This window comes from Halovivax limisalsi, assembly GCF_023093535.1.
Classification (GTDB): Archaea; Halobacteriota; Halobacteria; order Halobacteriales; family Natrialbaceae; genus Halovivax; species Halovivax limisalsi.
The window spans coordinates 134,759-157,714 of record NZ_CP095757.1 but is presented as its reverse complement, the minus strand read 5'-3'; the positions used below and the strand labels follow the sequence as shown (position 1 = coordinate 157,714).

Sequence of the window (22,956 nt, the reverse complement as noted above, 5' to 3'; positions counted from 1 at the left end):
TATAAAATAATTACGATAAGATATATTTAATTATATTATACTATACACACTATAATTTTTTAGATTTGGTCTCGGCTCCGTCGGATTGTCGAAAAATAAGTCTAACGGTGGAGAACCTTCAGCAGACAGTTCATGAAGCATCGCAAAGCCAACCAATTGGTTGCCCTCTCGGGCAATACGGCGTCTCGAAGTCACGCAAAGGATGCGAGAGTTAGGGGGGACTTCGGAGTGACAGAGACAAGCCGTGCCGGTCGATTCGAATGGTCGTATCGACCGCTACTCAACGACGACGGTCTCCCAGTCGTGATCGCCGTGGGCGCCTTCGCGCTCGCGCGCGCTGTCGGCGACGCGGATGAATTCGGCGGCGTCGCGGGCGTCCTCGATGGTGTGTCCGCCGGCGTAGCTCAATCCCGAGCGGATGCCGGCCGCGAACTCGGCGGCGACGTCGACGAGCGGGCCCGTGTACTCGGTGAGCCCTTCGACGCCCTCGTCGGCGTCGGGAAGTCCGTCGCTGTCGGTGCGAGCCTCGTTCGCCGCCGTCGTCGCCATGCCCCGCGATCGCTTGTATCGGCTCCCGTCGATCTCGACGACCTCGGGCGGCGCCTCGGCGGTGCCGGCGAACAGGCTCCCCATCATGACGGCGTCGGCGCCGGCGAGCAGGGCCTTCACGGCGTCGCCCGAACAGCGGATGCCGCCGTCGGCGATCGTCCGGACGCCGTGCTCGGCGGCCGCCTCGGCGCAGTCGGAGACGGCGGTCAGCTGGGGGACGCCGGCCCCCGCGACGCGCCGCGTGGTGCAGTGCGAGCCCGGGCCGATGCCGACCTTGACGCAGTCGGCCCCCGCGTCGGCCAGGTCGGCGACGCCGTCCGTCGTGGCGACGTTGCCCGCGACGAGGTCGACGTCGGGGAACGCTTCGCGGAGCTCGGCCACCGCGTCGAGACAGCGCTCGAGGTGGCCGTGGGCGACGTCGACCATCACGCAGTCGGCGCCGGCGTCGAGGACCGCCTCGGTTCGGTCGATCGGGTCGCCGGCGATGCCGACTGCCGCGCCGACGGTCGCCCCGGCGGCGGCCGCCTCGCGCACCTCGGCGGCCTGTTCCTCGATCGTCAGAAAGCGGTGGATCGTCCCCAACCCGCCGGCCTCCGCCATCGCGATCGCCGTCTCGGCCTCGGTGACGGTGTCCATCGGGGCCGAGCAAAGCGGCGTCGCGAGTTCGAGGTCGTCCGTCAGATTCGTCGAGAGATCGACGTTCGAGCGGCTGTCGACGCCGGATCGCTGCGGGACGACCAGCACGTCGCCGTAGGACAGTCCGGTTCGGAGTTCGTCCATCCCGCACCTAGGGACGGGATCGAGCGCCAAAAGGCTGGTGTGGGGTTTCGGCTGGTGCCGCACGGGTTCGCGATCCGTCCGCGCCGGAGAGCCGTCCTCACCCCTCGAACGGCAGTTCGGGTTCGTAGCCGATGGCCTCGACGGCGGCGTCGAGCACCGCCTCGACGTTTTCGCCCGTCTCGACGCTCAGCAGGTAGTCGGCGTCGAGTTCGGGGACCGCATCGTCGCCCGGGTCGAACCGATCGACCTTGTTCGCGACGGTGAGGACGGGGACGTCGACCGACTCGAACTGGGCGACGATGGCGTCGCGGAGTTCGAGCTGGGACTCGATCGGGTAGCCGGCCGCGCCGCTCGGGTCGAGGAAGACGAGCACGCAGTCGGCGAGGTGCTCGACGGCGCTTGCGGCCTGCGATTCGATCTCGTTTCGTTCCTCCGGCGGGCGGTCGAGGAGGCCTGGCGTGTCGACCACCTGGTAGCGGATGTGATCGCGTTCGAGGTGGCCGACGCCGACACCCTTCGTGGTGAACGGGTAGCTCGCCGTCTCGCCGCGGGCCCGGGTCACGCTGTTGACGAACGAGGACTTGCCGACGTTGGGGTAGCCCGCCACGACGATCGTGGGCTCGTCGGGATTGATCTCCGGCAGGTCCCGGAGCGCGTTGCGCGCGTCGTTGATCGCCCGGAGGTCGACGTCGACCTGCTCGACGACGTCGGCCAGGCGGGCGAATGCCTGCTTGCGGTGCTTGCGCGCGGTGTCGACGTCGGTCTTGCGCAGCTTCGACTGGTACTCGCGCTGGATCTCCTCGGTCTGCCTGGCCGCCCAGGAGACCCGCGAGAGCGCCTGGCGGAGACCGTCGACGCCGGTGCGCTCGTCCTCCTCGTCGGCGACCGCCTCCGGTCCAAGCGTCACGTCGGCGAGGATGGCCCCCGCCAGTTCCAGGTAGAACGGCGAGACGTCGTACTCGAAGTCCGGCCACGCCGTGACGACGTTCTCCAGGTTGTCGGAGATGATGTTGCCCGCAGTCTGCAGCATCGACTGCTGGGCCTCCAGCCCCTGCTTGGCCCGTCCGGACCGCGCGGCCCGCGAGAACGCCTTGTCGATCAGCTCTTCCGACGTCGGCGTCGTCGGAAGGTCCTCGAAAATCATATCCACGAGTACGGGCGGACGCGTTAAAAGCGCGTCCGTTGGGCGGCGAGGCGGGTGCGATGTATCGTATCTGGCGCGGTTGAGTCCCTTTCTCTCGTCACTGGCCTGCTGTGGTCACAGCAGTTCCTGTGAACGAGAGTTCTAAAAATGAAATTTTTGGATGCTTCACGGAGTCATCCGTCCCCTCCAGATAATCGCGTCGCTCCGACAAGCACGACCGAAATCACTCAAAACTTTGCAACGACTCGGATACCGTCTCGTGATCCAGTCCGTCTCCATACTCACTGGCACGGACGGTTCTGAAGTATGCGGTCTTTGCCATCTCTGCCACCACTGACGGGGAGAGGACACCTGCATCCTTGAGTCGTTCCATGGCCGCTGCGTTCGAATCCGGGGCCTCGCCCTCGATATCTTTCAACAGCATCCGGGCGATGTCGAGCGCCGCGCCGGTGAGTTTTTCGAACCTCCGCTAGACGAAATCTCGCGTTTCGACGTCTTCGACGTAGTCGGTGGGTCGAACGGTTCGTAGATCTCCCAGTACCCTCGGGTACGCTCGTAGGTTGGACGCTGATAGGTCGCATCGAGGAGTTCGTAGAGGTCGTCGTCACTCGGTACGGCCACGAGTTCGTCGTCAGTGTGCGTATTGCTCCCGACGGGTTCTGCAACTGGGACGAACCCATCGAATGTGAGTTGTACCTGTTCTTCCCCGTCGTTTCGAAGTCGCAGGTCTGCGACGGCTGAGCGTGCGTTTTCGGGGTTTTCCGCCCGACGTATATTGTCGACGGTCAGGGAAAATCGAACACTGTGGTCGGTAGTACGTGCTTTTCCCTTCGAAAACCGAGGTGTGACGGGGGCCAACGATCCGTATCGCCACGTTGTTCGTCGCCTGCATCCGTGTCTTTCGTCTGCCCACCTTGTTTGCCGTTCGTATTCGTGTCGTTTGCTTTCTCGTCTCGCTCCAAACAGCCAGAAATGGGTGGGACAGCAATGAGGGCTACTCCTGCAAGCCAATCTCGTCTTCGCATAATATAATTGTACAATATCTATCATTAAACGTTGTATCAAATCCTTGCACCCATGTAGTTGTCTTGGGGGAGAACGACTTTGACGTGCCTCCAGGGTGCTCTCCGCGGCGACGACCTTTTGCTCGTGCCCGGCCTATCGAACGGTATGACAGACTGGCGCGCCGTGATCGTCGGCTTTCTCGTCATGACCGTCGCCTCGATCCTGGGGTTGTCGCTTCCGGTCTTCGGCCAGCTGGCCGCGGGCCTGCTCGGCGGGTTCGTCGCCGGGTTTATGGCCGGCGGCGGGCTCGGACGCGGCGCCTGGCACGGCACCCTGGCTGGCGGCCTGGGCGCGATCGTCACCGGCGTGATCCTCGCGCTGGCCGTTGGGATCGGCGGCCTGGCACTCGGCCCCGTCGGCGCGGTCGTGGGCGGCGTCGCCGGCCTCGCCATCCTCTTCGTCGCGATCGCGGTCGCGTTCGTGATGGCCATCGAGAGCGCGATCGCCGGCGCGATCGGCGGCGCCATCGCGGAGTGACGGCCGAATCGCGATGGGCGGCGAGATGGCGGGAAAGCTACCAAAACTTGTTGCTGGAAACGTTGAGTATCCCGCCGACACCAGTCTCACCCGATGACGGACGCGAACGCTGCGACCGACGAGGGGCGACCGACCGGACTCGCGATCGAACCCTACCTGTCGCGTCTCGGACTCGACCCGGACCCGGTCCCCCAACCGACGCGCGAGACGCTGGAACGGCTCCAGCGGGCGCACGTGCTGACGGTGCCGTTCGAGAACCTCGCGATCGTCGGCGATCCCCGCGGCGATAGCGCCCCTGCCGGCGTCTCGCTCGACCCGGCGGCGTGGTTCGAGAAGCTCGTCGAGCGCGAGCGCGGCGGCTACTGCTTCGAGTGCAACGGCCTGTTCCACCACCTGCTGGGCGGACTCGGGTTCGACGTCGACCGCGTCGCGGCCTGTATCGTCTCGGACGACGACCCGCCGTGGCCGGCGAATCACCACGCGAACCTGGTCCACCTCGATCGGTCGTACGTGGTCGACGTCGGGATGGGGACGCCGCCGATGCGCCGGCCGACGCCGCTCGACGGCGCGACGGTGGCCGACGACGTCGGCGTCTCCTGGCGGGTCGTCGAGAGCGACCGTCCGGACGCCACGCACCGGACCGAGTATCGAGCGCCGGGCGAGGACGCCTGGACCGTCCGATACCGCTTCGAGACCGAACCGCGGGACCTGTCGTACTTCGAACCGGCCAACGACCACCTCCAGCGCGCCCCCGAGTCGTCGTTCACCGGCGACCCGATCGCCTCGATCGCCACCGCGGACGGCTACGCGAAGCTCGCGGGGCTGACGCTGACGCGGTTCGACGGGGGCGAGAAACGCGAGCGGACGGTGGACGAGGCGGAGCGCGATCGGCTACTCTCGTCGACGTTCGGGCTGTCGGCGCCGTCGTGAGCGACGGAACGCAGTAGTCGCCGGATCACCAAACGACGCCGCCGTCAGCGGCGCGACGCCGAATCGGGTCGCAACGGTGCGGCCGTCCGGTGTCGTCACGCCGCACCGCCGGTGCGGTCACTGCGCCTCGCCGGTCTCGATCGGCTGGCGGACGAGGTTGCCCCACTCGGTCCAGGAGCCGTCATAGTTCTGGACGTCCTCGAAGCCGAGCAGTTCCGCGAGGACGTACCACTCGATCGAGGAGCGCTCGCCGACCCGGCAGTAGGTGACGACGGACTGGTCCTCGTTGATGCCGACGTCGGCGTAGAGCTGGCGCAGTTCGTCGGCACTCTTGAACGTGCCGTCGTCGTTCAGGACGGACGTCGTCGGGACGTTCTTCGCGCCGGGGATGTGGCCGCCGCGCTGGGCGGTCTCCTGGAGGCCCTCGGGCGCGATGACCTCGCCGGTGAACTCCTCGGGCGAGCGCACGTCGACCAGCGGGACGCCGGAGTCGACGGCCTGTTCGACGTCCTCGCGGTAGGCGCGGATGTGTTCGAACGGTCCGGCGGCGGTGTACTCCTGGGAGGAGAACTCGGTGACGTCGGTGGTCAGCGGGTAGTCGTTATCGACCCAGTAGGGCTTCCCGCCGTCGATCACGCGGACGTCGTCGTGGCCGAAGTACTTGTACTCCCAGTAGGCAAAGAGCGCGAACCAGTTGGGGACGCGCCCGCCGCCGTAGAGGACGACCGTCGAGTCCTCGGTGATGCCCGCCTCGCCGTTGAGTTTCTCGAACGCCTCTTTGTCGAGGATGTCGCGCGTGACCGGGTCGCTCAGGTCCGCGTCCCAGTCGAAGAACGTCGCGCCGGGAATGTGACCGTCCTCGTAGGGCGTGTACTCGGAGTCGGCCGTAACCGTCGGGTTGTTCACTTCGAGCAGGCGGTACGCCGGGTCGTCCGACCGGAACTCGTCGAGGCGATCCTCGACCCAGTCGGCCGTGACGAGCGCGTCGGTCTCGTGGTTCGTCATGCATCCACTCCTTCGTCGTCCGTATCAAAGTCCCTGCGGGTTGCGACTGCATTGTCCGTGGCCTGTGACGCCCGAATAGGGCCTCAGGCGCCAGGGTACGGGCGGGTTTCGCCGCGCGTTCCGATCCGGCCCACCGACCGCCGTCCGAGGAAGCGGCAACAATTTCCGCCACCCTCCGCCGACGGGAGGTCCCGTCTCGCGGCCGACATGTGCGGTGGCACCGTCAATCTTCCGCCCGGCGTTCGGCCGGTTCGATAGACTCGACGCTCGGACCATGCGCTCGGTCGTCCCCGAGCGCGTCGCGGTATAGTTGTTCGAGCGTCTCGAGCGTGTGGCGAACGTCGTACGGCTCGACGGCCGCCCGGGTGTCGTACGATCCCGAGAGACAGCGCTCGACGGCGTCGACCATCGACGCGACGTCGCCGAGTTCGAACCGCTCGCCCTGGTCGGGGCCGATCGTCTCGTCGAACGGGGGCACGTCGGCTGCGGCGACGGGCGTCCCGCAGGCGTTGGCCTCGAGCGTCGAGAGTCCGAGCGTGTCGCCGGTCGAGGCCGTCACGAAGGCGTCGATCGACGAGTAGAAGATCGGCAGCTCTCGCCGCGGAAGGAACTCGCGCAGTTCGACGTTTGCGGGGGCCTGCCCCTCGAGCGCCTCGCGCCGGGGGCCCTCGCCGACGACGACGAAGTCGTACTCGGGGCGCCGTTCGGCCACTCGCAGCAACTCTTCGACGTTCTTCTCCATGCTGAGACGGCCGCTGTGGCCGATCACCGTCCGGTCGGGGTACCGGTCCGCCTCGGTCGGCCGGAAGAAGTCCATGTCGATGCCGACCGGTAACGGGACGTACTCGACGTTCCGATCGATCCGTTTCGTCGAGGCCGTGACGAAGTCGAAGCGTCGCAGGAAGGCGCTCTCGATCGGGACGTACAGCTTTCCCAGCGCGGCCGCGATCGAGGCGATCTTGACGCTCTGGTGGAAGTACTCCTCGAGCGGCGTGTGGTGGGTGTAGATGGCTGGCACGTCGCGTTTGCGGGCGTAGCGTTCGCCGAGGCGGCCGACCGGCGCCGGGCCGTGGCAGTGGACGATGTCGAAGTCCGGCAGCGTCGCGAGGCGGCGGTAGAGGGGAATCCGGTAGCCGGCGTAGAACGGGTTCGGCAGCGACCTGACGGGGTGTTCGCGCGGGCCGGGTTCGTAGGCGCCGTCGGGGTAGATCACGTGAACCTCGTGACCGGTCAGCTCGAGTTCTTCCCGCCAGAGCTTGATCGTGTACGTCACGCCGTCGATCTCGGGGAAGTAACTGTCCGTGAAGAACCCGATCTTCATGCGGCGAGCACCTCCCGGTAGAGCGAGGCGTACGCCGCCGCGATCTCGTCGATCGTGAACGCCGCCGCGCGCTCGGCCGCGGCGGCGCCGAGCCTGCGTCTGCGCTCGGCGTCGTCGAGTTCGTCGATCGCCGCGGCGAAGGCCGCGACGTCGGACTCGCCGGGACCGGGCGAGACCTTCAGGCAGTTTTCGCCGTCCTCGAGCCACGCGAAGGGCTCGATGTCGCGGACGACGACCGGCTTCCCGGCGGTCATCGCCTCCAGCAGGGCGATCCCCTCGTTCTCCTCGTGGGTCGGGAAACAGAAGACGTCGCCCGCCGCGAACGCCCCGCGCACGTCCTCGACGTAGCCCGTGAACGTGCAGTTTTCCGGCGCGGTCTCGACGAGGCGGGTCGTCTCGCGGCCCTTCAACGAGAGATCGAGCGGCCCGAACCAGGCGAAGTCGACGTCGGGCCTGGCCCGGGCCAGCCCGACGAACGTCTCCAGACCCTTGCGCTTGATGACGTGGCCGACGAGAAAGACCGTCGGCTCCGAGAGGTCGTAACGCTGGCGGTACTCGGCCTCGAGCGACTCGAATCCGGCGAGCTTCTCGGCGTCGACCCCGTTCGAGATCACGGTGGTCGGGACGTCCGCGTAGTCCTCGATGAGTCGGCGGTTGTACGCGGACGGGCAGATGAGCGCGTCAGCGTGGTCGTAGGCCCAGCGGAGGTACGGCTTCAGCGGCCGCGCGAGCGCGTTCGTAAACCGAAAGCTGTCGCCGAAGTCCTCGGCGGTGACGTGCGTGTTCGCGACCACCGGAATTCCCCGGGCGCGAGCGCGCCGCGCGTACCACACGGACCGCGGCCCCATGAGATTGCAGTGGAGTACGTCGGCCTCGAGCGTGGGTTCGGTCGTGTACGCGACGCCGAGTCGCTCCAGCACCGCTCGCTGGTGGGCGACGGAGGCGCTGATCCCGCCGGTGACGCGGTCGCCGAACTCGAAATAGTGGCTTATCAGCGCGTCGTCCACGGTTCCGTCCGTGCGGTCGCTTCTCGACGGGCGAGATCCGGTCCCGTCCGATGCCGCGCCGTCGCCGCCGCGATCGCTCAGTCGACTTCGAGCCACGGTACCTCCATCAGCGCCGGGATGTGGGTCTCGACGTGGTGTTCCCAGACGCCCGCCTCGCCGAACGCCTCGCCGTGGTCGGCGGTGACGACGACCCGGCCGTCGAGTTCGGTGACGAGGTCGGCGACGCTCTCGAGTGCGATCCGCAGGTTCTCCTCGTAGAGCGCGAGGGCGGCCTCGCGGGTGCCGTTTTTGATCAGCTCCCCCTTGTCGAGTTCGAGCCAGAGGCCGGCCTTCTGGGCGAGTTCGCTCCCCTCGAGTTTGGCCTCCACCTTCGGGCGGATCGCGTCGCCCAGCGATGCCAGCGTCCCGTCGCCCACGCCGTCGGTCTCGGTTTCGCCCTGGCGCTTGATCCCCTTCTGGATCTGCGTGAGCTTCGCGCCGTTGCCGCGCGAGAGGTACGGCGCGTGCGGTTGCATGTAGTGGAGGACCGTTCGCTCGGTCCGCTCGACCGCGTCGGAGTGCTCGCGGAACGCCGCCTCGATGCCGCCCGGCGGGACCGTCCCGAGGTCGTCGTCCCAGCCGGTCTTCCAGACGTCGAACAGGTCGCTGATGTGCTCGGCGGCCGTCCACCGGTAGTCGCAGCTGGCGCCCCACTTGAGCTCGTCGAGCGGGATTCCGAGGTCGTTGATGAACGGGTTGCCCGAGAAGTACGCGAGGTCGTGCTCGCCCGTGAACGTCCGGTAGGCCCACTCGGGCGTCGACGACCCGACGCTCCGGCGTTTTTCGAGGGTCCCGTCGAGGTACTCCTCGTAGACGTCGGCGAAGACGTCGTACCGGCAGGCGTCGAGCACCAGACAGTAGTCCCAGTCCGATTCCAGAAACCGCTGGTCTTCCATTACCCGTACGGTACGCGACGACGCACCTAATTATTGGATCTGAAAATCCCCGTCACCGGCCGGTAACGGCCGATTAACCGGTTTGTTCCGGCCTCTTACCCGACGTCACCCGCCGGTTCCGCTCCGTCGGTGACGCGCCGAGTCGCCCGACCGTCACTCGAGGTACCCGAGTTCGCGCAGCCGATTGCGGGTCCGTTCGTCCGCCCTCTCCAGCGCGTCCCCGGGATCGCCGGCCGCGTCGCCCGGCTCGTCCCACGCGCCGCCGACGGCGGTCTCGAACGCCGCCAGCGCGCGCTCGGCCGCCGCGACGACGTCGTCGGCCGCGGGCTCGACGGGGGTTCGTTCGGCGGGATCGCGATCGAGCCGATATCCCTCGTCGGGGATGCGATCGGCGCGGACGTACTTGCCGGCGGGGCCCCGCGCCGCGCGCAGGCGCGAGTACGCCCGGTGGTCCTCCGGGAGCGTCACGCCGGCCTCGTTCGCTTTCTGCTCCAGGTGGTGCAGTTCGATGAGCGGTCGTTCGTACTCGACGAAGGCGTACTCACCTTCGCTCTCGGCCACGGCCCGCTGACCGGGGTCCGGCGCGGAGACCTCGTCGAACGCGCGGTATTCCTCGCGCAGGAGCGATCGCGTGGGGTCGAACGCGACCGGGTCGGCCGCCGCTCCGGCCGCCGCGTCGGTCGGCGCCACGTCGAGCGCGTCGAGGACGGTGTGGTAACAGTCGAGCAGTTCGACCAGATCGTCCCGTCGCCCCGCGCCAAGGTCGGGGTGTTTGACCAGCAGGGGGACGGCGATCAGTTGCTCGTAGAGGGCGAACTCGTGGCCGTAGAGGTCGTGTTCGCCGTGGAGTTCGCCGTGGTCGGCAGCGACGATCACCGCGGTCTCGTCCCACCGACCGGTGTCGCGCAGCCAGTCGAACAGCCGGCCGAGTTCGGCGTCCATGTGGGCGATCTCGGCGTCGTAGAGGGCGCGAATGTCGTCCCACTCCGCGTCGTCGATCTCGCGCGCACCCGCGTTGTACGCCTTCGAATTCTGGCAGACGTCGTCGGGATCGACGTCGGGCGCGAACCGGTCCTTCGTCGACGCGGGCGGGTAGTACGGCAGGTGGGCGTCCATGAGGTTGACGAACGCGAACCAGCCCTCGTCGCTCCCGCTCGCCTCGACGAACGACCGGGTCCGGTCGATCACCGCCGGCGTCTTCGAATCGGCGCCTTCCCCGCTTGCTAGCTTCGCGTGGGCTTTCGCGCCGAGGTGGACGAGCGTCGAGGCGAAACTCCGGAGGACGTCGTTGTCGTTGATCCGCCGCCAGAGCCCCGCGAGCGGGCCGGAGAGGACGTCGCCCGGTAACACTTCGAAGAACGAGTCCTGGGCGTCGAAGCCGTCGGTGAGCCCGGTGTAGGGCGTGATCCAGGCGTTCGAGGAGTAACACGCGGTGTCGTAACCCGCCGCCGAGAGCGAGGTCGCGAGCGTCGTCGCGTCGTCGAGGTAGGGGCAGGCCTGGTCCGCACCGTGCTCGCTCGGATAGCGTCCGGTGAACAGCGACGCGTGGACCGGCAGCGTCCACGGCGCCGGCGCGACGGCCGACTCGAAGACGGTCGCCTCGTCGGCGAACCGGTCGAGTTCGGGCGTCGTCCCGCCGTCGTAGCCGTACGGGCCGAGGCGGTCCGTCCGGACCGTATCCAGGATGACGAAAAGAACGTTCGATCGACCGTTCCCGTCCATTATCGAGTGCAGGCGACCCATCCCATTAAATCGATTGACGCCCCGGGTCGTCGGATCGCTGCGGGAACGGCGAGTGCGTGATGGCACAGCGGTCCGACGGAATCCAAGCGCGACCGACGACGGAACCGCAGCAGTGCCAGTCATCGGGCCTCGGTCTGTCGATCCGAACCGTCAACGCTTACCGGACCGATAACGGATGAACGGACGATGCCCGTCTCGTCCGGGATCGTCCTCGCGACCGATCGCGCGCCGAGCTGGCTGGAGTCGTATCTCTCCTCCGAGATCGGCTTTCTCGTCCTCTTCGGAATCTGCATCCTCGAGGGAGCGATGCTCCTCAGATTCATGCCGAGCGAGCTGGTCGTCCCGCTCGCGCTCGCGCTCGTCGGCTCGTCGCCGGGCGACGTCGGGGCGATCGTGGCGATCGCCGTCGTCGGAACGACGATCGGCCAGACGGTGCTGTTCGTCCTCGCCCGTCGAGCCGGTCGCGAGTACGTTCTGCGCACGCGCTGGGTTCCCGTCACCGAATCGCGTCTCGCCCGGTTCGACGGCTGGTTCGACCGCTGGGGGCGTCTCGCGGTGGCGCTCAGCAACACCATGCTGTTCGTCAGGGGCGTCCTCACCGTCCCCGCCGGCCTCTCGCGGATGCACTGGCGCACCTTCGTCGCGCTATCGGCCGTCGGCTCGCTTGCCTTCCAGTCGATCCTTGCCGGTCTCTACCTGGCGAGCGGCCACGTCCTCGTCTGAACGTCGGGGTCGGTATCGCCGGCGACCCGATCGAGCGAACCGAGGCGGTCGTGACCGGCGGTCAGTCGCCGCCGCGATAGATCGGCGACCGGAAGCGGACGTCGGCGTCGTGCAGGCGCCAGCGGATTTCTAGACCGGCCCACGCCAGGGTCGACAGGACCGCGACGCCCAGAACTGCGAACTCGCCGCCGCCCATCCAGGCCGGCGTCGCGAACAGCAGCCCGTTGTAGAACCGGTGTGGCAGGAGCCACTGGAGCACCCGGTCGCCCAGACCGAGCGGATCGATCAGGGGGCCGTCGTCCGTCTCGTCGGCCGCGGTCCGCGATTCCAGCCCGAGTTCGGCCGCGCTCGTCCCGCCCGCGCTCTCGGCGCCCGTCTCCAGGCGCTCGGCCTCGTAGGGCAGCGTCGACGGAACCGACCAGACGATCTCGCCGCTCCGGTCGACCTCGAACACGCGCTGGCCGTGGGAGTCGGCGATCAGCGTGTTCCCGTTGGGCAGGCGGTCGGCGTCGCGGGGCCACTGGATGCGGTCGTCGGCCCACTGCCACGAGCGAACCCACTCGCCGTCCTCGCGCTGGAACTCCTGGACGCGGCCGTTCTCCGAGTCGGCGACGAGCAGCGCCGGACCGCCCCGGGACTCGGGGATGTAGTCGGGATTGTGCTGCTCGAACTGGACGTCGTGGTCGTCCTCCGAACCGAGCGTCCACTCGTCGACCAGGCCCGTCCCCGGGTCGAGGAAGACGACCTGATCCTGGTTGCGGAGGCTGGCGACGATGCGGCCGTCGTTCGGATCGCCGGGCGCGTCGACGTACTCCACGTCGTTGATGTGGGCCCAGTCTACGGGGTAGGGGCCGCCGCCCTCGACCGGAAACTCGGTCTGGGCGTCCCAGAGCCACTCGACGATCTCGGTCTCCGTGTCGACGACGAACACCTGGTCCGCGACGATGTCCGCGATCGCGACGTGCGTCTCGTTGATCCGGGTCGAATCGTGCCACTCGCCGGCGGTCTCCTTGTAGTCGTAGCGCTCGTAGACGACCGCCGGTTGCGGATCATCCTCCGTGAGGTCGATCCGTTCGATCACGTTCAGCGCGCACGGCGGGTCCGAACAGGTCGGTCCCGCCGAGTGGATCGTGTCCGTCGCGGCGTACTCGATGGTCATCGGCTCGCCCTCGACCGGGTCGGCGTCGAAGTACTTCGTCCGCGAGTTGTTGTAGTAGGCGACGTCACCGCCCGGTCCGTAGACGGTGATCGTCCCCGCCCGCCCCGACTCGGTGACGACCGTGTGGTTCTGCGCCTCCGGGGCTCGCGGGACGTCCGCCTCGGTCGCCGTCGAGATGCTCTCCGAGGCCGACACCGCCAGAAACGCGCCGGACAGCACGACGACGATGACGACCGCGAACCGGAGTCGGGTGCGGGTCACCCGCGATCGGCCGTCCGCGAGCGCCGCTCGAACGCGCCCGCTCATCCGGGCCGCACCCCCCTCTGGTCTCGCGTGGGCTCGATCATCAGCAGAATTTTACGAGGGCGATATATGACTCTTGGCTCGTTACTCACCTTCGGCCGCGCTCCAGCACCCTTTTCGGCCGGGGCGTGCAGGCGTCTGCAAGGAAGACGCGCGTTCTCATCTCCCGTGGCGCCGGGTTCATCGGGTCGAAGATCGCGACCGCCCTCGCGATCGGGAACGACGTCGTCGCCCTCGACGACGGCTCGAAGTTCCGGGCCGCAACCGGCTGGGAACCGAATCTCCTTCGAAGAGCGCGTCGAACGCGTCTGTGAACCCTCCCTGTCGGACTGACACGGTCCCCGGCGCGATGCGGGGACGCGGGAGCGTTCGCGGCTGGCGGGGTGTTCGCGGCTGATGGCTGAGCCGGGAACCTGCCGGGACGGAGGAGAACTCCGGGCGTGATGGCGGACCCGGTCGGGGGACCGATGGGGCGTACGAGGCCGCGCCGACTGTCCGCGGCCGCCCGATTTACGCGATGCGAGACCGGTGGGGAAGTTTCAAGTTCGCGTCCGATCCAGAGTCGGCATGAACGGTCGCACCCGTCTCACGGCCATCCTCGCCGCGATCGGGGCGATCGCCGTCTTCGCCGGCCTGCTGTTCGTCGTCGGCGCGGGCCGCGTCGTCGACGCCCTCTTCGCCGCCGACCCGCTCCTGATCGCGGCGACCCTCGGCGTCGCCGTCTGCTGGCTGGCGGCGTGGGGGCTGATGCTGCGAACCGTCCTCGGGACGCTCGACGTGTCGATCTCGCCGGTCTCCTCGTTCTTCGTCTACAGCGGGGCGATGTTCGCCAACAACGTCACGCCGTTCGGCCAGGCGGGCGGCGAACCGGTCGCGGCGCTGGTCATCTCGAAGGTGACCGACTCGCGCTACGAGACCGGCCTGGCCGGGATCGCGAGCGTCGACGTGCTCAACGTCATCCCGTCGGTCTCGCTGATCGTCGTCGGCGTCGGCTACTACGCGACGACCGCGGCGCTGGGCCAGCGCCTCGAGACGGCGCTCACCTCGGGCCTGTTCATCATGGCCGGGATCGTCCTCGTGGTCGCCTTCCTCTGGTCGGCCCGGGCGTGGCTCGTCGATCGGCTCCCGGCGGCGATCTCCGGGGTCGCGGCCCGCATCGGCCGCTCGCGCGTCGACCCCGCCGCGCTCGAGGAGTCGATCGCTGGCCGACTCGAGGGCTTCGTCGAGAACGTCGAGCGAGTGGCGACCGATCGCCTGCGCCTGACCGCGGTGCTGGGCCTCTCGCTCGCGGGCTGGTTGCTCCAGGCGGTCGCCCTCCTCGTGGCGTTCCTGGCCGTCGGTCACAGCATCCCGTTCTACGTGGCGATCTTCGTCATCCCGCTTGCAAACCTGGCAGGGGCCGCACCGCTCCCCGGGGGCCTCGGCGGGATCGAGGCGGCGTTCGTGGCGTTGCTCGTCCCGACGACGGGCGTGGCAGCGTCGGCGGTCACCGCGGCCGTGCTCATCTTCCGCGGGGCGGTCTACTGGCAACCGGTCCTGATCGGTGGCGCCGCCGTCTCCGCCTACGGCGTCCGGTCGGTCAGATAGGCGATGGATCGGGCGACGTGCCGACCGACCGTTCGGACGCGGTCAGCTATCGGACCCGGTGCCCGTCCGGAGTTCGGACGGGAGGTACGGATCGAGGGCGGTCGTTCGCCAGGCGAGGAGGGCCAGGCACCCGGTCCACAGCAGCGGCGTGTCGTAGACGGTGTGGATCGGCAGTCCCGGGCTCCAGTCGGACTGCAGCGGAAAGAGCCACTCGATGCCTTTCGGCGAGAGCGAATCGAGCAGCAGGTGCGAGCCGTAAGCCAGCCCGACCGCGCTCGCGACCGACCGATCCCTGGCGGCGACCGCCGCGAGGACGAGCGCCAGCCAGACGAGCGGCGAATGCGTGAGTCCGCGGTGGACGAACGGCCACTCCAGGGCCGCCGGAAAGAAGAAATCCGCGTCGGGAAGCAGGCCGAAGCCGAGACCGAGCCAGGGGTCGGCGTCGGTGAACGCTCGCACGAGGGCGTACCCCAGGAACGCGTGGGTGGCCAACGCGCCCGCGTAGAAGACGACTCGACTCACCACCATAGGCGACCGTTTCGTGCGGAGTGGTACCACTGTTTCGGCTGCGCCCCAGCCGTCCGGACATCGATTGCGGACCTCATCGGAATCCCGACGCCCGATCGGTCCGCGGCAGACCGAAAGCCCGGCGCCGCGTTCACCGGCAGTCGGAACCGGACCGGCGCCGCGCGTTCACCGCCGCGATTCGAGTTCGGCGTACAGCGTTTCGACGTCGAGTTCCTTCATCGAGAGCAGGACGAGCAGGTGATAGATCAGGTCGGCCGACTCGGCGGCGAGGTCGTCGGGCGCGTCGTCTTTGCCGGCCAGGATCACTTCGGTCGCCTCCTCCCCGATCTTCTCCAGCACGGCGTTCTCGCCCTTCTCGTGGTCGAACAGCGAGGCCGTGTACGACCCCGTCGGTTGCTGGGCCTTGCGCTGCTCGATCACCGCGAAGAGTTCGTCGAGAATCGCCGCGTCCGCCCTCGAGTCCGGTTCGGCGGAGCCGCCGCCGTCGTCACCGACGGCACTCGCCGCATCGTCGGCCCCCGATCCGTCCGCGCCAGCGCTCGCCGCATCGTCGGCGCTCGCCTCAGCGTCGGTCGTCGCGTCCGGATCGCTCCGGTCGAACTCGTCGCTCTGGGGCGGCTCCTCACCGCTCACGCGAGTTCACCTCCGACGTCGCGGATGTCGGCGAGGTCGGCGAACGTCTCGCGATCCTCGCGACTCCGCTCGAAGACGTCCTCGTGTATCTCGATCGGGGCGTTGGTCCGGGCCGCGAGGGCCAGCGAGTCGCTCGGTCGCGCGTCGACGACGGCGTCCCCGCGCGGCGTGGTGACGTGCAAGTCCGCGATGTAGGTGCCGCCGTCGGCGCCGCGCTCTTCGAGGTCGCTGACGACGACGCGTTCGACGCGGCCGCCGAGTTCCTCCATCACGTCGAGCAGCAGGTCGTGGGTCAGGGGCCGACCGATGTCGGCCGCCTCGAGCCCGCGAGCGATGCTCGTCGCCTCCTCCCGGCCGACGAAGATCGGGACGACGTCGTCCTCGTCGTCGACGCCCAGGATCAGCACGGGGACGGCACCCTCCGGCGTTCCGGCGAGGCGGACGCCGTCGATCGTCGCGTTCATACCGCCACGGACGGGTGCGACGGAGAAAAACCCTCGCGACGCGATCGGCCCGGCGCGGGCGGTTCCGTGCGCGAGTATCGCACGGCCGTCCGGTACGGCTATCGGGGGTCGTCCGGTCGGGCTAGCGGGCGGGCTCCGGGCGCGGTTCGTCGAAGAAGGTGAGCCCGTGGAGCCGGTCGTCGCGGGTGAGTTCCGGGTGGAACGAACAGCCGACGACCGGCCCCTGTCGAACCGCCACGGGGCGGCCGTCCCAGGCGGAGAGCACCGTCGCCGCGCCGACGTCCGCGATCGCCGGGGCGCGGATGAAGACGGCGGGGAAGGGTTCGTCGAGCCCCGCGACGGAGAGCGGCGCCTCGAAGCTGTCGCGCTGGCGGCCGAACGCGTTGCGCTCGACGGTCACGTCGAGCAGACCGAGTTCCGTGACGCGGTCGTCGGCCGCGTCACGCGAGGCGACGATCAACCCCGCGCAGGTGGCAAGCAGCGGCTTTCCGTCCTCGACGTGGGTCCGGATCTCCGGGGCGATCCCCTCGTCGTGGATCAGCCGCGAGATGGTCGTCGACTCCCCGCCCGGCATCGCCAGCAGGTCGCACTCGGGCACCACTCCCGACTCGCGAACCTCGCGGACCGCGACGGTCCGGTCGCGCCGCGCTCCCGCGCGCTCGATCGCCTCGGCGTGCTCCGAGACGTCACCCTGCACGGCGATCACCCCCGCAGTCAGCGTCATGGCGCCCGCTTGGGCCCTCTCGGTGAAAAACGTCTCGACGGCCCGCTCGACCCGACGAACGGGCGCGATGCTACCGAACGCGATAGACGGGGAGTCGCACACCTGCCGATCAGCGATCCGGTCCGCTCCTGGGGAGTACCACCCGAAAATCGAACGCGAAACTGCTCGGACGACGAGTTCGCCCCCGGTGTCGCGTGTCGACCCTGGCGATCAGGCCATGAACGACAGCAGCTGGACGAAGACGCCCAGAAGGACGCCGAAGACCAGCACCGTCTTGGGGTCGATGCGGATGGCGTTCTGGTCTTCCGCGTCGAAGTACCTGACGAGACCCGCACTGGACATCAGGCCGCCAGTGTTCTGTCCTTTATCCATACACGCCCCTCGGCCCCGCGGCGAACTAAAGCTTTCGACACGCCTCGTCGGCGTTCGTCATCCCCTCGGATTTCGACACGGCGTATCGGCGTTCGTCACCCCACCGACGTGCGACACGCTGCACCGTGAGCGACGCGACACGACCGGCGGTGCCGTCGGCTGCCGTCACCCCTGGCACCGATTGATCGCGGGACTGGTTGCCTCCGATCACCACAGACGACCGGAACGGACCGTGTCGTGACGAATCCCGGGATAAACTGGTCGGTGTGCCGGACCGATGCGGGGTAATTTTCGGAGGCATGGCACGTTTATCCTGTCACACCGGAGTATTTTTTATACTGGTCGTTCTCTGTCGCGGTATGAGCTACGGTATCGCGCGTATCGTCGACCGGGTACGGCAGCCGGAGTACACCGGGGAGAACCGGTGTACGCCGTGTACGATCGTCAACGTCGTCATCGCAGCACTCCTTTCGGGTACAATTGCCGCCGTCGTCGGCTCGCAATACGGCGTCCGGCCGGCCGCTGGGATCGGAATCGCGTTCTTCGCGTTCTCGCTGGGGGCCATCTACGTTCGGGGGTATCTCGTCCCCGGGACGCCGACGCTGACGAAACGGTACTTCCCCGACTGGCTGCTCGCGAAGTTCGACAAGGGTCCGGCCGCCGAGACCGCGGAACCGCTCGACGGCGAGGCGGCCGACGCCGGCGAGGCGAAGCCGGTCGATCCGGAATCGGTGCTCGTCGACGGGGGCGTCCTGGGTCCCTGCGACGAGGAGGACGATCTCTGCCTGCCCGACGACCTGCGCGAGCGCTGGCGCGAGCACGTCGAGACGGTCCGCTCGGCCGACCGCGTCCCGCAGGTCGCCGCGTTCGTCGAGCAGGACGTCGACGCGGTGGAACTCGAGGACCGCGAGGGAGAGGGTCGCATCGTCGTCAGGGCCGACGGCCACGTGGTCGCCCACTGGGAGTCCGAGTCCGCGTTGATCGCCGACCTGGCCGGCGCCCGCCTGCTGGAGACGGAACTGTCCGAGTGGGACGAGCTGACGCTCCAGGCGCGCGGGCAGGTCGTCGGCGGCCTCCGGGCCTTCCTCGAGACCTGCCCGAGTTGCGACGGGCGGATCGAGATCGAGGGCGAGACCGTCGAGTCCTGCTGTCGCTCCTACGAGGTCTACGCCGTCACCTGCAACGACTGCGGGGCGCGCCTGCTCGAAATATCGCCCTGAGCCGGGGTCGGCCGCTCCGGGCACCGCGGCGTCGCCGGTCGCGTCGAATCGCGCCGCAACCGAAGGAGTGTTTTTCCTGGGGCCCAATGTAGAAACAATGAGTCATCAGCGTCCCGACGCGCTCGACGTTCCCGCCATCCGATCGGCCTACCCCATCCTCGAGCGGACCTTCGACGGCACCCAGCTCGTCTACCTCGACAACGCGGCGACGACGCAGACGCCAGATCCCGTCGTCGACGCGATGAGCGACTACTACCGCGAGACGAACGCGAACGTCCACCGCGGCATCCACCACCTGAGCCAGGAGGCGTCGATCGCCTACGAGGAGGCTCACGACCGCCTGGCCGAGTTCGTCGGCGCGAGCGGCGGCCGGAGGGAACTCGTCTTCACGAAGAACACCACCGAGAGCGAGAACATGATCGCCCACGCGTGGGGCCTTCGCGAACTCGGCCCCGGCGACGAGGTCGTCCTCACCCAGATGGAACACCACGCCTCGCTGGTCACCTGGCAGCAGGTGGCCATGCGCGCCGGCGCTGACGTGAAGTACATCCGCGTCGACGACGACGGCCGCCTCGACATGGACCACGCCCGCGAGGTCATCTCCGACGACACGGCGATGCTCTCGGCGGTCCACGTCTCGAACACGCTGGGGACGGTCAACCCCGTCTCCGAGCTGGTCGACCTGGCCCACGAGCACGACGCGCTGGCCTTCATCGACGGCGCCCAGGCGGTGCCCACCCGGCCCGTCGACGTCGAGGCGATCGACGCCGACTTCTACGCCTTCTCCGGGCACAAGATGGCCGGCCCGACCGGCATCGGCTGTCTCTACGGCAAGGAGGATCTGCTTGCGGACCTCGATCCCTACCTCTACGGCGGCGGGATGATCCGCAAGGTCACCTACGACGAATCCTCGTGGGGCGAGGTGCCCTGGAAGTTCGAGGCCGGCACGCCGCCGATCGCGGAGGCGGTCGGGCTGGCCGCCGCGGCGGACTACCTCGACGACATCGGCATGGAGCGCGTCCGCGCCCACGAGGAGCGACTCGCCGCCGCGGCCTACGACGCCCTCTCGGGGATCGACGGCCTGACGATTTACGGCCCCGAGCCCGGTCCCGACCGGGCCGGCCTGGTGAGCTTCTCGATGGAGAACGTCCACGCCCACGACCTCGCGTCGATCTGTAACGACCACGCGGTCGCGATTCGGGCCGGCGATCACTGCACCCAGCCGCTGCACGATACGCTCGGCGTCTCCGCGACCGCGCGCGCCTCGTTCTACGTCTACAACTCCGTCGACGAGATCGACCCGCTCGTCGAGGCGGTCGAGGACGCCCGGGCGCTGTTCGCGTAGGATCGGGGGCCGTCACGCGACCGCTCTCGGGCGCAGCAAATTCACTTCTCGATCCGCTCGCTCGATTCTGTCTAGCCGCGTTCGGTCGTCACCGTGTGAATCGCTCCCGGACGGTCTACTCGGTCCGTATTCAAGGAAACTAGCGCTATCGTTGAACGCCGAGCTCGTCGAGTACATCAGCGTCGAACGAGACACCATCTCGTTCAACCTTCAGCCCGTTTTGGTTGAATGGTCGGGTGCGCTCGTCGCGGCGATCGGCCAGGCGATGCGGATGTTCGGCGCCCTCGACTACTTCGGACCGAGACGGGCTCGGACCTCCCGAACGCCGACGGCGACGCCCACCTGCGTCTGTAGTGCGATCTGGCGGGTCGGGCATCGCTGATCCGCGTTCCGAAACTGGGCTATCGAAACGCCTCGGCCGTGATCGTCTCCAGGTACGCCACGCTGGCGTACCGAAATTCGATCTGCCCGTCGTACCCGTGGTTCGGGAGGAGCGCCTCGGCCGCTCGTCCCGCAGGCTTGTCGGTCGTCAAGAGCACGACGTGATCTGCGTCCCCTGACGCGAGGAGCTGTGCGGCGAGCCCGACGAGCGCGGTGTCCGCCTTCTCGATGACGTCCTCGTCACGGTCGGTTTCGGTGGCGATGAACCGACGTGACTTGCCCATCACCGTCGAAACGGGCGACTGTGCGTGCTCTAACTCGTCGACGACGATCAAGCCCGTTTCGAACGCATCGGCGTACGGAACGCCCGCCGACGGATACCCCGCTGCAGCGGGATCGCCACCGAGCTCCTCGTAGACTCGCCGCGGAATCCGCACCGAAGCGCCCGCCTGTCGGAGCGCCCGACACAGCCGTCGAAATTTGTTCCTATCCGAGCGCCGCACCGAACGAAGACGCCGGTGTCGGCGATATACGCCGTCGTCATACAGCCGCATCCGCGTACTCGGCGGCGACGGGTTCGAGCGCCTGGAGGATAATCTCGGCTTCCAGCGGCGAGATGTCGAGTTCCCTGGCCGCGATGCGATGATTGACCGTCCCGTCGACGTACTCGGCGGCGTATTCGAGGGCGGCGGCCAGGCCGTCGGGGCCGTGGCGATCGACGAAGACGTCGACGTCGTCGTTCTCCTCGCGGCGGGCGACGGCTGCGATCAGCGCCGGCGTAATCGTCCGGCTGTCGCCGTCCGTCGAGAGCGTGAGCGCGATGGTGCGGGCCTCGTACTCGTAGGGGCGCTGCTCGCGGGTTTTCTCGACGAAGTCAGCCGTTTCGAGCTTCCCGACGTAGTCGTAGACGGTTCCCTGGGGGAGGTCGAGCTCGTCGACGATCTCCGGCACGGTGACCGGGCCGTGCCGGGAAATGTGTGCGTACAGGCGAGCGAGCGACGGCGTATCGAGGATGTCGGCTACCGTCTGGAGCTGCCGAATCGGCGGTCGACCGGACCGGGACGGCGATTGCGCCATCTCGATTACGAACTATCCATAATTCGTGATAAGGGTTGCGCCGCGATCCGCAACTCAGTTCCCGAGCGGTCCAGCCACGGAGCGACGGTTTTGGGTCCGGCTTCGATTCCATTCGGGACGGAGACAGCTACGACGAGGGCGTTCGATTCGCTACGGTGCGGGCGGTCGACGCACTACGATGACGAGTCCAGCAAGTCGTTCACGTCCGCGACGCCGAGCCGACAGCCGCACGGGGCGACCCGCGCGTCCATCGGCCCGCGGATCGTCAGACTCGCGACCGGCGTACCACAGCGCGGACACCGCGAGCGACCCGAAGCTCCTGCATCAGTCCGAACGCCGCCGTCCGACCGGGTCTCGCCGCGCCGTTCGCCGGCGTCGCCACTCGACGGTCGATCGGTCATCCAGACACCCCACTGCTCCCCACGGAGCGAACGACAACAATCGGACGCAACGCTGGCGATACCGGGCGGCTCGGCGGTCGTGCGAGAGGTTTATGTCTCGCGGGCGGATACGCAATCATGGCTTCGGGTCTCGCGACTGGAAGCCACAGTCTCGGGTGCTCTGACACCCGGGACATTTCTGATGCCTGTCCCCTGGCGAGTGGAGACTGGAGCTTCCAGTACGGCGTAGCCATTGGGTATACTTATATCTATCTAACAGGTGAACGATGGGATTTTCTAACCTGTGGGTGGGGTAAACGGGAGATGTCTGGCGTTCTGGGTGTAGAGAGTGGTGTCGATTGGCGATTTCGGTGGCGTTTAGTTTAGTCAGGACCGTAGCTCTTGTGAGCGAGAATACCCAGAAAGCCCGACTTTCTCGCGGTCATCGGCGTATGCGCCGATTGATCGAGGGATCGGTATCTCTCGCTGGTTGCGACTCGCTGCAATCTTCGGACTTCGTCCTGCGGTTTCTGAGACGTGGTCTCAAATTAGCGGGAGTTCGCATCCGCGTCACTTGCATCGTCTCGCACCTCGAGAACATCGTCCCTTTCGACCCCATCCTACGGTGGTTGTTCGTCCGGTTTACGCCTAACTAACCGCAACCGAGGTTTCGGTGGTGTTTAGTTGGTGGCTCGGTGCGATCCATTTCACCGTTCGTCGACCCCCTGGGGGCTGGCACACTATTGGGGGTCGACGAAAGCCGGGTTCCCAACCCGAGAATATTAGGGCCTCTACCCCCGATTTGGGGCATGGTTTCAGAAGGACCCTTGTGGGGTTGAAGCGACTTGGACACGCATTTGCATAATAGTACCGAATAGTTTCAGAAGGACCCTTGTGGGGTTGAAGCGCGGAGGACTACATTATTGAAAACGTCCCGGCGGCCGTTTCAGAAGGACCCTTGTGGGGTTGAAGCCTGCTACAAGCCCCTCAAAGTCGTCTACCGCCCTGCGTTTCAGAAGGACCCTTGTGGGGTTGAAGCCCCGAACCCGATATCGGATCGGGCACGACGCCCAGTTTCAGAAGGACCCTTGTGGGGTTGAAGCT

The 22,956-nt window shown here is 67.6% G+C and carries 21 protein-coding genes, 1 pseudogene and 1 CRISPR repeat array (1 of these 23 running past the window's edge); of the genes and pseudogenes, 6 read left to right on the top strand and 16 right to left on the bottom strand.

Translation table 11 applies throughout. The features are described from left to right. Nucleotides 1–276: 276 nt before the first annotated feature. From MXA07_RS00670 to MXA07_RS00660, 3 genes and pseudogenes are all read right to left on the bottom strand, one after another. The gene (locus MXA07_RS00670; protein ID WP_247730125.1) at nucleotides 277–1,329 is read right to left on the bottom strand and encodes a guanosine monophosphate reductase; all 1,053 of its coding nucleotides are present in this window, start codon (nucleotides 1,327–1,329) and stop codon (nucleotides 277–279) included. 97 nt (nucleotides 1,330–1,426) lie between these two features. Further along, complete coding sequence (locus tag MXA07_RS00665) at nucleotides 1,427–2,473, bottom strand: NOG1 family protein (protein ID WP_247730124.1); 1,047 nt, start codon at nucleotides 2,471–2,473, stop codon at nucleotides 1,427–1,429. A 223-nt stretch (nucleotides 2,474–2,696) separates the two neighbouring features. Further along, nucleotides 2,697–2,930 (bottom strand): annotated as a pseudogene (locus MXA07_RS00660) (HepT-like ribonuclease domain-containing protein); the annotation flags it as partial. Nucleotides 2,931–3,643: 713 nt separating this feature from the next. On the opposite strand from MXA07_RS00660, the gene MXA07_RS00655 reads away from it, so the two are divergent. Then, nucleotides 3,644–4,015 carry a DUF5518 domain-containing protein gene (locus MXA07_RS00655; RefSeq protein WP_247730122.1) on the top strand — a complete coding sequence of 124 codons (372 nt, stop codon included), beginning with the start codon at nucleotides 3,644–3,646 and terminating at the stop codon, nucleotides 4,013–4,015. A gap of 93 nt (nucleotides 4,016–4,108) precedes the next feature. Then, entirely contained in the window at nucleotides 4,109–4,945 is an 837-nt protein-coding gene (locus tag MXA07_RS00650) for an arylamine N-acetyltransferase family protein (RefSeq protein ID WP_247730121.1), read from the top strand. 117 nt (nucleotides 4,946–5,062) lie between these two features. Here MXA07_RS00650 and MXA07_RS00645 read toward each other — a convergent pair whose 3' ends face one another. The 5 genes from MXA07_RS00645 to MXA07_RS00625 form a co-directional block, all read right to left on the bottom strand. Next, a complete protein-coding gene (locus tag MXA07_RS00645) occupies nucleotides 5,063–5,950 on the bottom strand; it encodes a sulfurtransferase (protein ID WP_247730120.1) in 888 nt (295 codons plus the stop codon). A 223-nt stretch (nucleotides 5,951–6,173) separates the two neighbouring features. Continuing rightward, nucleotides 6,174–7,271, bottom strand: coding sequence for a glycosyltransferase (locus MXA07_RS00640; RefSeq protein ID WP_247730119.1), 1,098 nt, complete (start codon nucleotides 7,269–7,271; stop codon nucleotides 6,174–6,176). After that, nucleotides 7,268–8,266 carry a glycosyltransferase family 4 protein gene (locus tag MXA07_RS00635; RefSeq protein ID WP_247731687.1) on the bottom strand — a complete coding sequence of 333 codons (999 nt, stop codon included), beginning with the start codon at nucleotides 8,264–8,266 and terminating at the stop codon, nucleotides 7,268–7,270. The genes MXA07_RS00640 and MXA07_RS00635 overlap by 4 nt, the downstream gene beginning before the upstream one ends. 89 nt (nucleotides 8,267–8,355) lie before the next feature. Further along, complete coding sequence (locus MXA07_RS00630; RefSeq protein WP_247730118.1) at nucleotides 8,356–9,213, bottom strand: hypothetical protein; 858 nt, start codon at nucleotides 9,211–9,213, stop codon at nucleotides 8,356–8,358. A gap of 153 nt (nucleotides 9,214–9,366) precedes the next feature. Beyond that, entirely contained in the window at nucleotides 9,367–10,935 is a 1,569-nt protein-coding gene (locus MXA07_RS00625; RefSeq protein ID WP_247730117.1) for a sulfatase, read from the bottom strand. Between the two features lie 207 nt (nucleotides 10,936–11,142). Here MXA07_RS00625 and MXA07_RS00620 point away from each other — a divergent pair, with 207 nt between their 5' ends. Beyond that, nucleotides 11,143–11,679, top strand: coding sequence for a DedA family protein (locus MXA07_RS00620; protein WP_247730116.1), 537 nt, complete (start codon nucleotides 11,143–11,145; stop codon nucleotides 11,677–11,679). Between the two features lie 61 nt (nucleotides 11,680–11,740). Here the strand turns inward: MXA07_RS00620 and MXA07_RS00615 are convergent, their stop codons facing one another. Then, nucleotides 11,741–13,144, bottom strand: coding sequence for an aryl-sulfate sulfotransferase (locus MXA07_RS00615; RefSeq protein ID WP_247730115.1), 1,404 nt, complete (start codon nucleotides 13,142–13,144; stop codon nucleotides 11,741–11,743). Nucleotides 13,145–13,708: 564 nt separating this feature from the next. Between MXA07_RS00615 and MXA07_RS00610 the strand changes: the two genes are divergently transcribed. After that, a complete protein-coding gene (locus MXA07_RS00610) occupies nucleotides 13,709–14,728 on the top strand; it encodes a lysylphosphatidylglycerol synthase transmembrane domain-containing protein (RefSeq protein WP_247730114.1) in 1,020 nt (339 codons plus the stop codon). A gap of 42 nt (nucleotides 14,729–14,770) precedes the next feature. Here MXA07_RS00610 and MXA07_RS00605 read toward each other — a convergent pair whose 3' ends face one another. From MXA07_RS00605 to MXA07_RS00585, 5 genes are all read right to left on the bottom strand, one after another. Further along, nucleotides 14,771–15,256 carry a metal-dependent hydrolase gene (locus tag MXA07_RS00605; protein WP_247730113.1) on the bottom strand — a complete coding sequence of 162 codons (486 nt, stop codon included), beginning with the start codon at nucleotides 15,254–15,256 and terminating at the stop codon, nucleotides 14,771–14,773. Nucleotides 15,257–15,421: 165 nt separating this feature from the next. Further along, a complete protein-coding gene (gene hisE, locus MXA07_RS00600; protein ID WP_247731686.1) occupies nucleotides 15,422–15,697 on the bottom strand; it encodes a phosphoribosyl-ATP diphosphatase in 276 nt (91 codons plus the stop codon). A gap of 188 nt (nucleotides 15,698–15,885) precedes the next feature. Next, on the bottom strand, nucleotides 15,886–16,353 hold the full coding sequence (locus tag MXA07_RS00595) for a bifunctional nuclease family protein (RefSeq protein ID WP_247730112.1): 468 nt from the start codon (nucleotides 16,351–16,353) through the stop codon (nucleotides 15,886–15,888). Between the two features lie 121 nt (nucleotides 16,354–16,474). Then, complete coding sequence (pdxT, locus tag MXA07_RS00590) at nucleotides 16,475–17,077, bottom strand: pyridoxal 5'-phosphate synthase glutaminase subunit PdxT (protein ID WP_247730111.1); 603 nt, start codon at nucleotides 17,075–17,077, stop codon at nucleotides 16,475–16,477. Between the two features lie 210 nt (nucleotides 17,078–17,287). After that, complete coding sequence (locus MXA07_RS00585; protein ID WP_247730110.1) at nucleotides 17,288–17,449, bottom strand: preprotein translocase subunit Sec61beta; 162 nt, start codon at nucleotides 17,447–17,449, stop codon at nucleotides 17,288–17,290. A gap of 359 nt (nucleotides 17,450–17,808) precedes the next feature. Here MXA07_RS00585 and MXA07_RS00580 point away from each other — a divergent pair, with 359 nt between their 5' ends. Continuing rightward, nucleotides 17,809–18,669 (top strand): DUF8054 domain-containing protein, encoded by an 861-nt coding sequence (locus MXA07_RS00580; protein ID WP_247730109.1) that lies wholly within the window; start codon nucleotides 17,809–17,811, stop codon nucleotides 18,667–18,669. Nucleotides 18,670–18,766: 97 nt separating this feature from the next. After that, a complete protein-coding gene (locus MXA07_RS00575; protein WP_247730108.1) occupies nucleotides 18,767–20,014 on the top strand; it encodes an aminotransferase class V-fold PLP-dependent enzyme in 1,248 nt (415 codons plus the stop codon). 401 nt (nucleotides 20,015–20,415) lie between these two features. Here MXA07_RS00575 and MXA07_RS00570 read toward each other — a convergent pair whose 3' ends face one another. Continuing rightward, nucleotides 20,416–20,949 (bottom strand): PIN domain-containing protein, encoded by a 534-nt coding sequence (locus MXA07_RS00570; RefSeq protein ID WP_484496858.1) that lies wholly within the window; start codon nucleotides 20,947–20,949, stop codon nucleotides 20,416–20,418. Further along, entirely contained in the window at nucleotides 20,936–21,472 is a 537-nt protein-coding gene (locus MXA07_RS00565) for a winged helix-turn-helix domain-containing protein (protein WP_247730106.1), read from the bottom strand. The genes MXA07_RS00570 and MXA07_RS00565 overlap by 14 nt, the downstream gene beginning before the upstream one ends. Before the next feature lie 1,192 nt (nucleotides 21,473–22,664). Then, nucleotides 22,665–22,956: a CRISPR direct-repeat array (repeat unit 30 nt; unit sequence GTTTCAGAAGGACCCTTGTGGGGTTGAAGC); it runs 134 nt beyond the window's last position.

What these genes read in the sequence shown, in the direction of transcription:
- MXA07_RS00655 (WP_247730122.1), top strand. Translation starts at nt 3,644, where the DNA reads ATGACAGACTGGCGCGCCGTGATCGTCGGCTTTCTCGTCATGACCGTC.
- MXA07_RS00670 (WP_247730125.1), bottom strand. Translation starts at nt 1,329, where the DNA reads ATGGACGAACTCCGAACCGGACTGTCCTACGGCGACGTGCTGGTCGTC.
- MXA07_RS00565 (WP_247730106.1), bottom strand. Translation starts at nt 21,472, where the DNA reads ATGGCGCAATCGCCGTCCCGGTCCGGTCGACCGCCGATTCGGCAGCTC.
- MXA07_RS00570 (WP_484496858.1), bottom strand. Translation starts at nt 20,949, where the DNA reads ATGCGGCTGTATGACGACGGCGTATATCGCCGACACCGGCGTCTTCGT.
- MXA07_RS00610 (WP_247730114.1), top strand. Translation starts at nt 13,709, where the DNA reads ATGAACGGTCGCACCCGTCTCACGGCCATCCTCGCCGCGATCGGGGCG.
- MXA07_RS00625 (WP_247730117.1), bottom strand. Translation starts at nt 10,935, where the DNA reads ATGGACGGGAACGGTCGATCGAACGTTCTTTTCGTCATCCTGGATACG.
- MXA07_RS00605 (WP_247730113.1), bottom strand. Translation starts at nt 15,256, where the DNA reads ATGGTGGTGAGTCGAGTCGTCTTCTACGCGGGCGCGTTGGCCACCCAC.
- pdxT (WP_247730111.1), bottom strand. Translation starts at nt 17,077, where the DNA reads ATGACGCTGACTGCGGGGGTGATCGCCGTGCAGGGTGACGTCTCGGAG.
- MXA07_RS00580 (WP_247730109.1), top strand. Translation starts at nt 17,809, where the DNA reads ATGAGCTACGGTATCGCGCGTATCGTCGACCGGGTACGGCAGCCGGAG.
- MXA07_RS00585 (WP_247730110.1), bottom strand. Translation starts at nt 17,449, where the DNA reads ATGGATAAAGGACAGAACACTGGCGGCCTGATGTCCAGTGCGGGTCTC.
- MXA07_RS00615 (WP_247730115.1), bottom strand. Translation starts at nt 13,144, where the DNA reads ATGAGCGGGCGCGTTCGAGCGGCGCTCGCGGACGGCCGATCGCGGGTG.
- MXA07_RS00620 (WP_247730116.1), top strand. Translation starts at nt 11,143, where the DNA reads ATGCCCGTCTCGTCCGGGATCGTCCTCGCGACCGATCGCGCGCCGAGC.
- MXA07_RS00665 (WP_247730124.1), bottom strand. Translation starts at nt 2,473, where the DNA reads ATGATTTTCGAGGACCTTCCGACGACGCCGACGTCGGAAGAGCTGATC.
- MXA07_RS00595 (WP_247730112.1), bottom strand. Translation starts at nt 16,353, where the DNA reads ATGAACGCGACGATCGACGGCGTCCGCCTCGCCGGAACGCCGGAGGGT.
- MXA07_RS00650 (WP_247730121.1), top strand. Translation starts at nt 4,109, where the DNA reads ATGACGGACGCGAACGCTGCGACCGACGAGGGGCGACCGACCGGACTC.
- MXA07_RS00645 (WP_247730120.1), bottom strand. Translation starts at nt 5,950, where the DNA reads ATGACGAACCACGAGACCGACGCGCTCGTCACGGCCGACTGGGTCGAG.
- MXA07_RS00630 (WP_247730118.1), bottom strand. Translation starts at nt 9,213, where the DNA reads ATGGAAGACCAGCGGTTTCTGGAATCGGACTGGGACTACTGTCTGGTG.
- MXA07_RS00575 (WP_247730108.1), top strand. Translation starts at nt 18,767, where the DNA reads ATGAGTCATCAGCGTCCCGACGCGCTCGACGTTCCCGCCATCCGATCG.
- MXA07_RS00640 (WP_247730119.1), bottom strand. Translation starts at nt 7,271, where the DNA reads ATGAAGATCGGGTTCTTCACGGACAGTTACTTCCCCGAGATCGACGGC.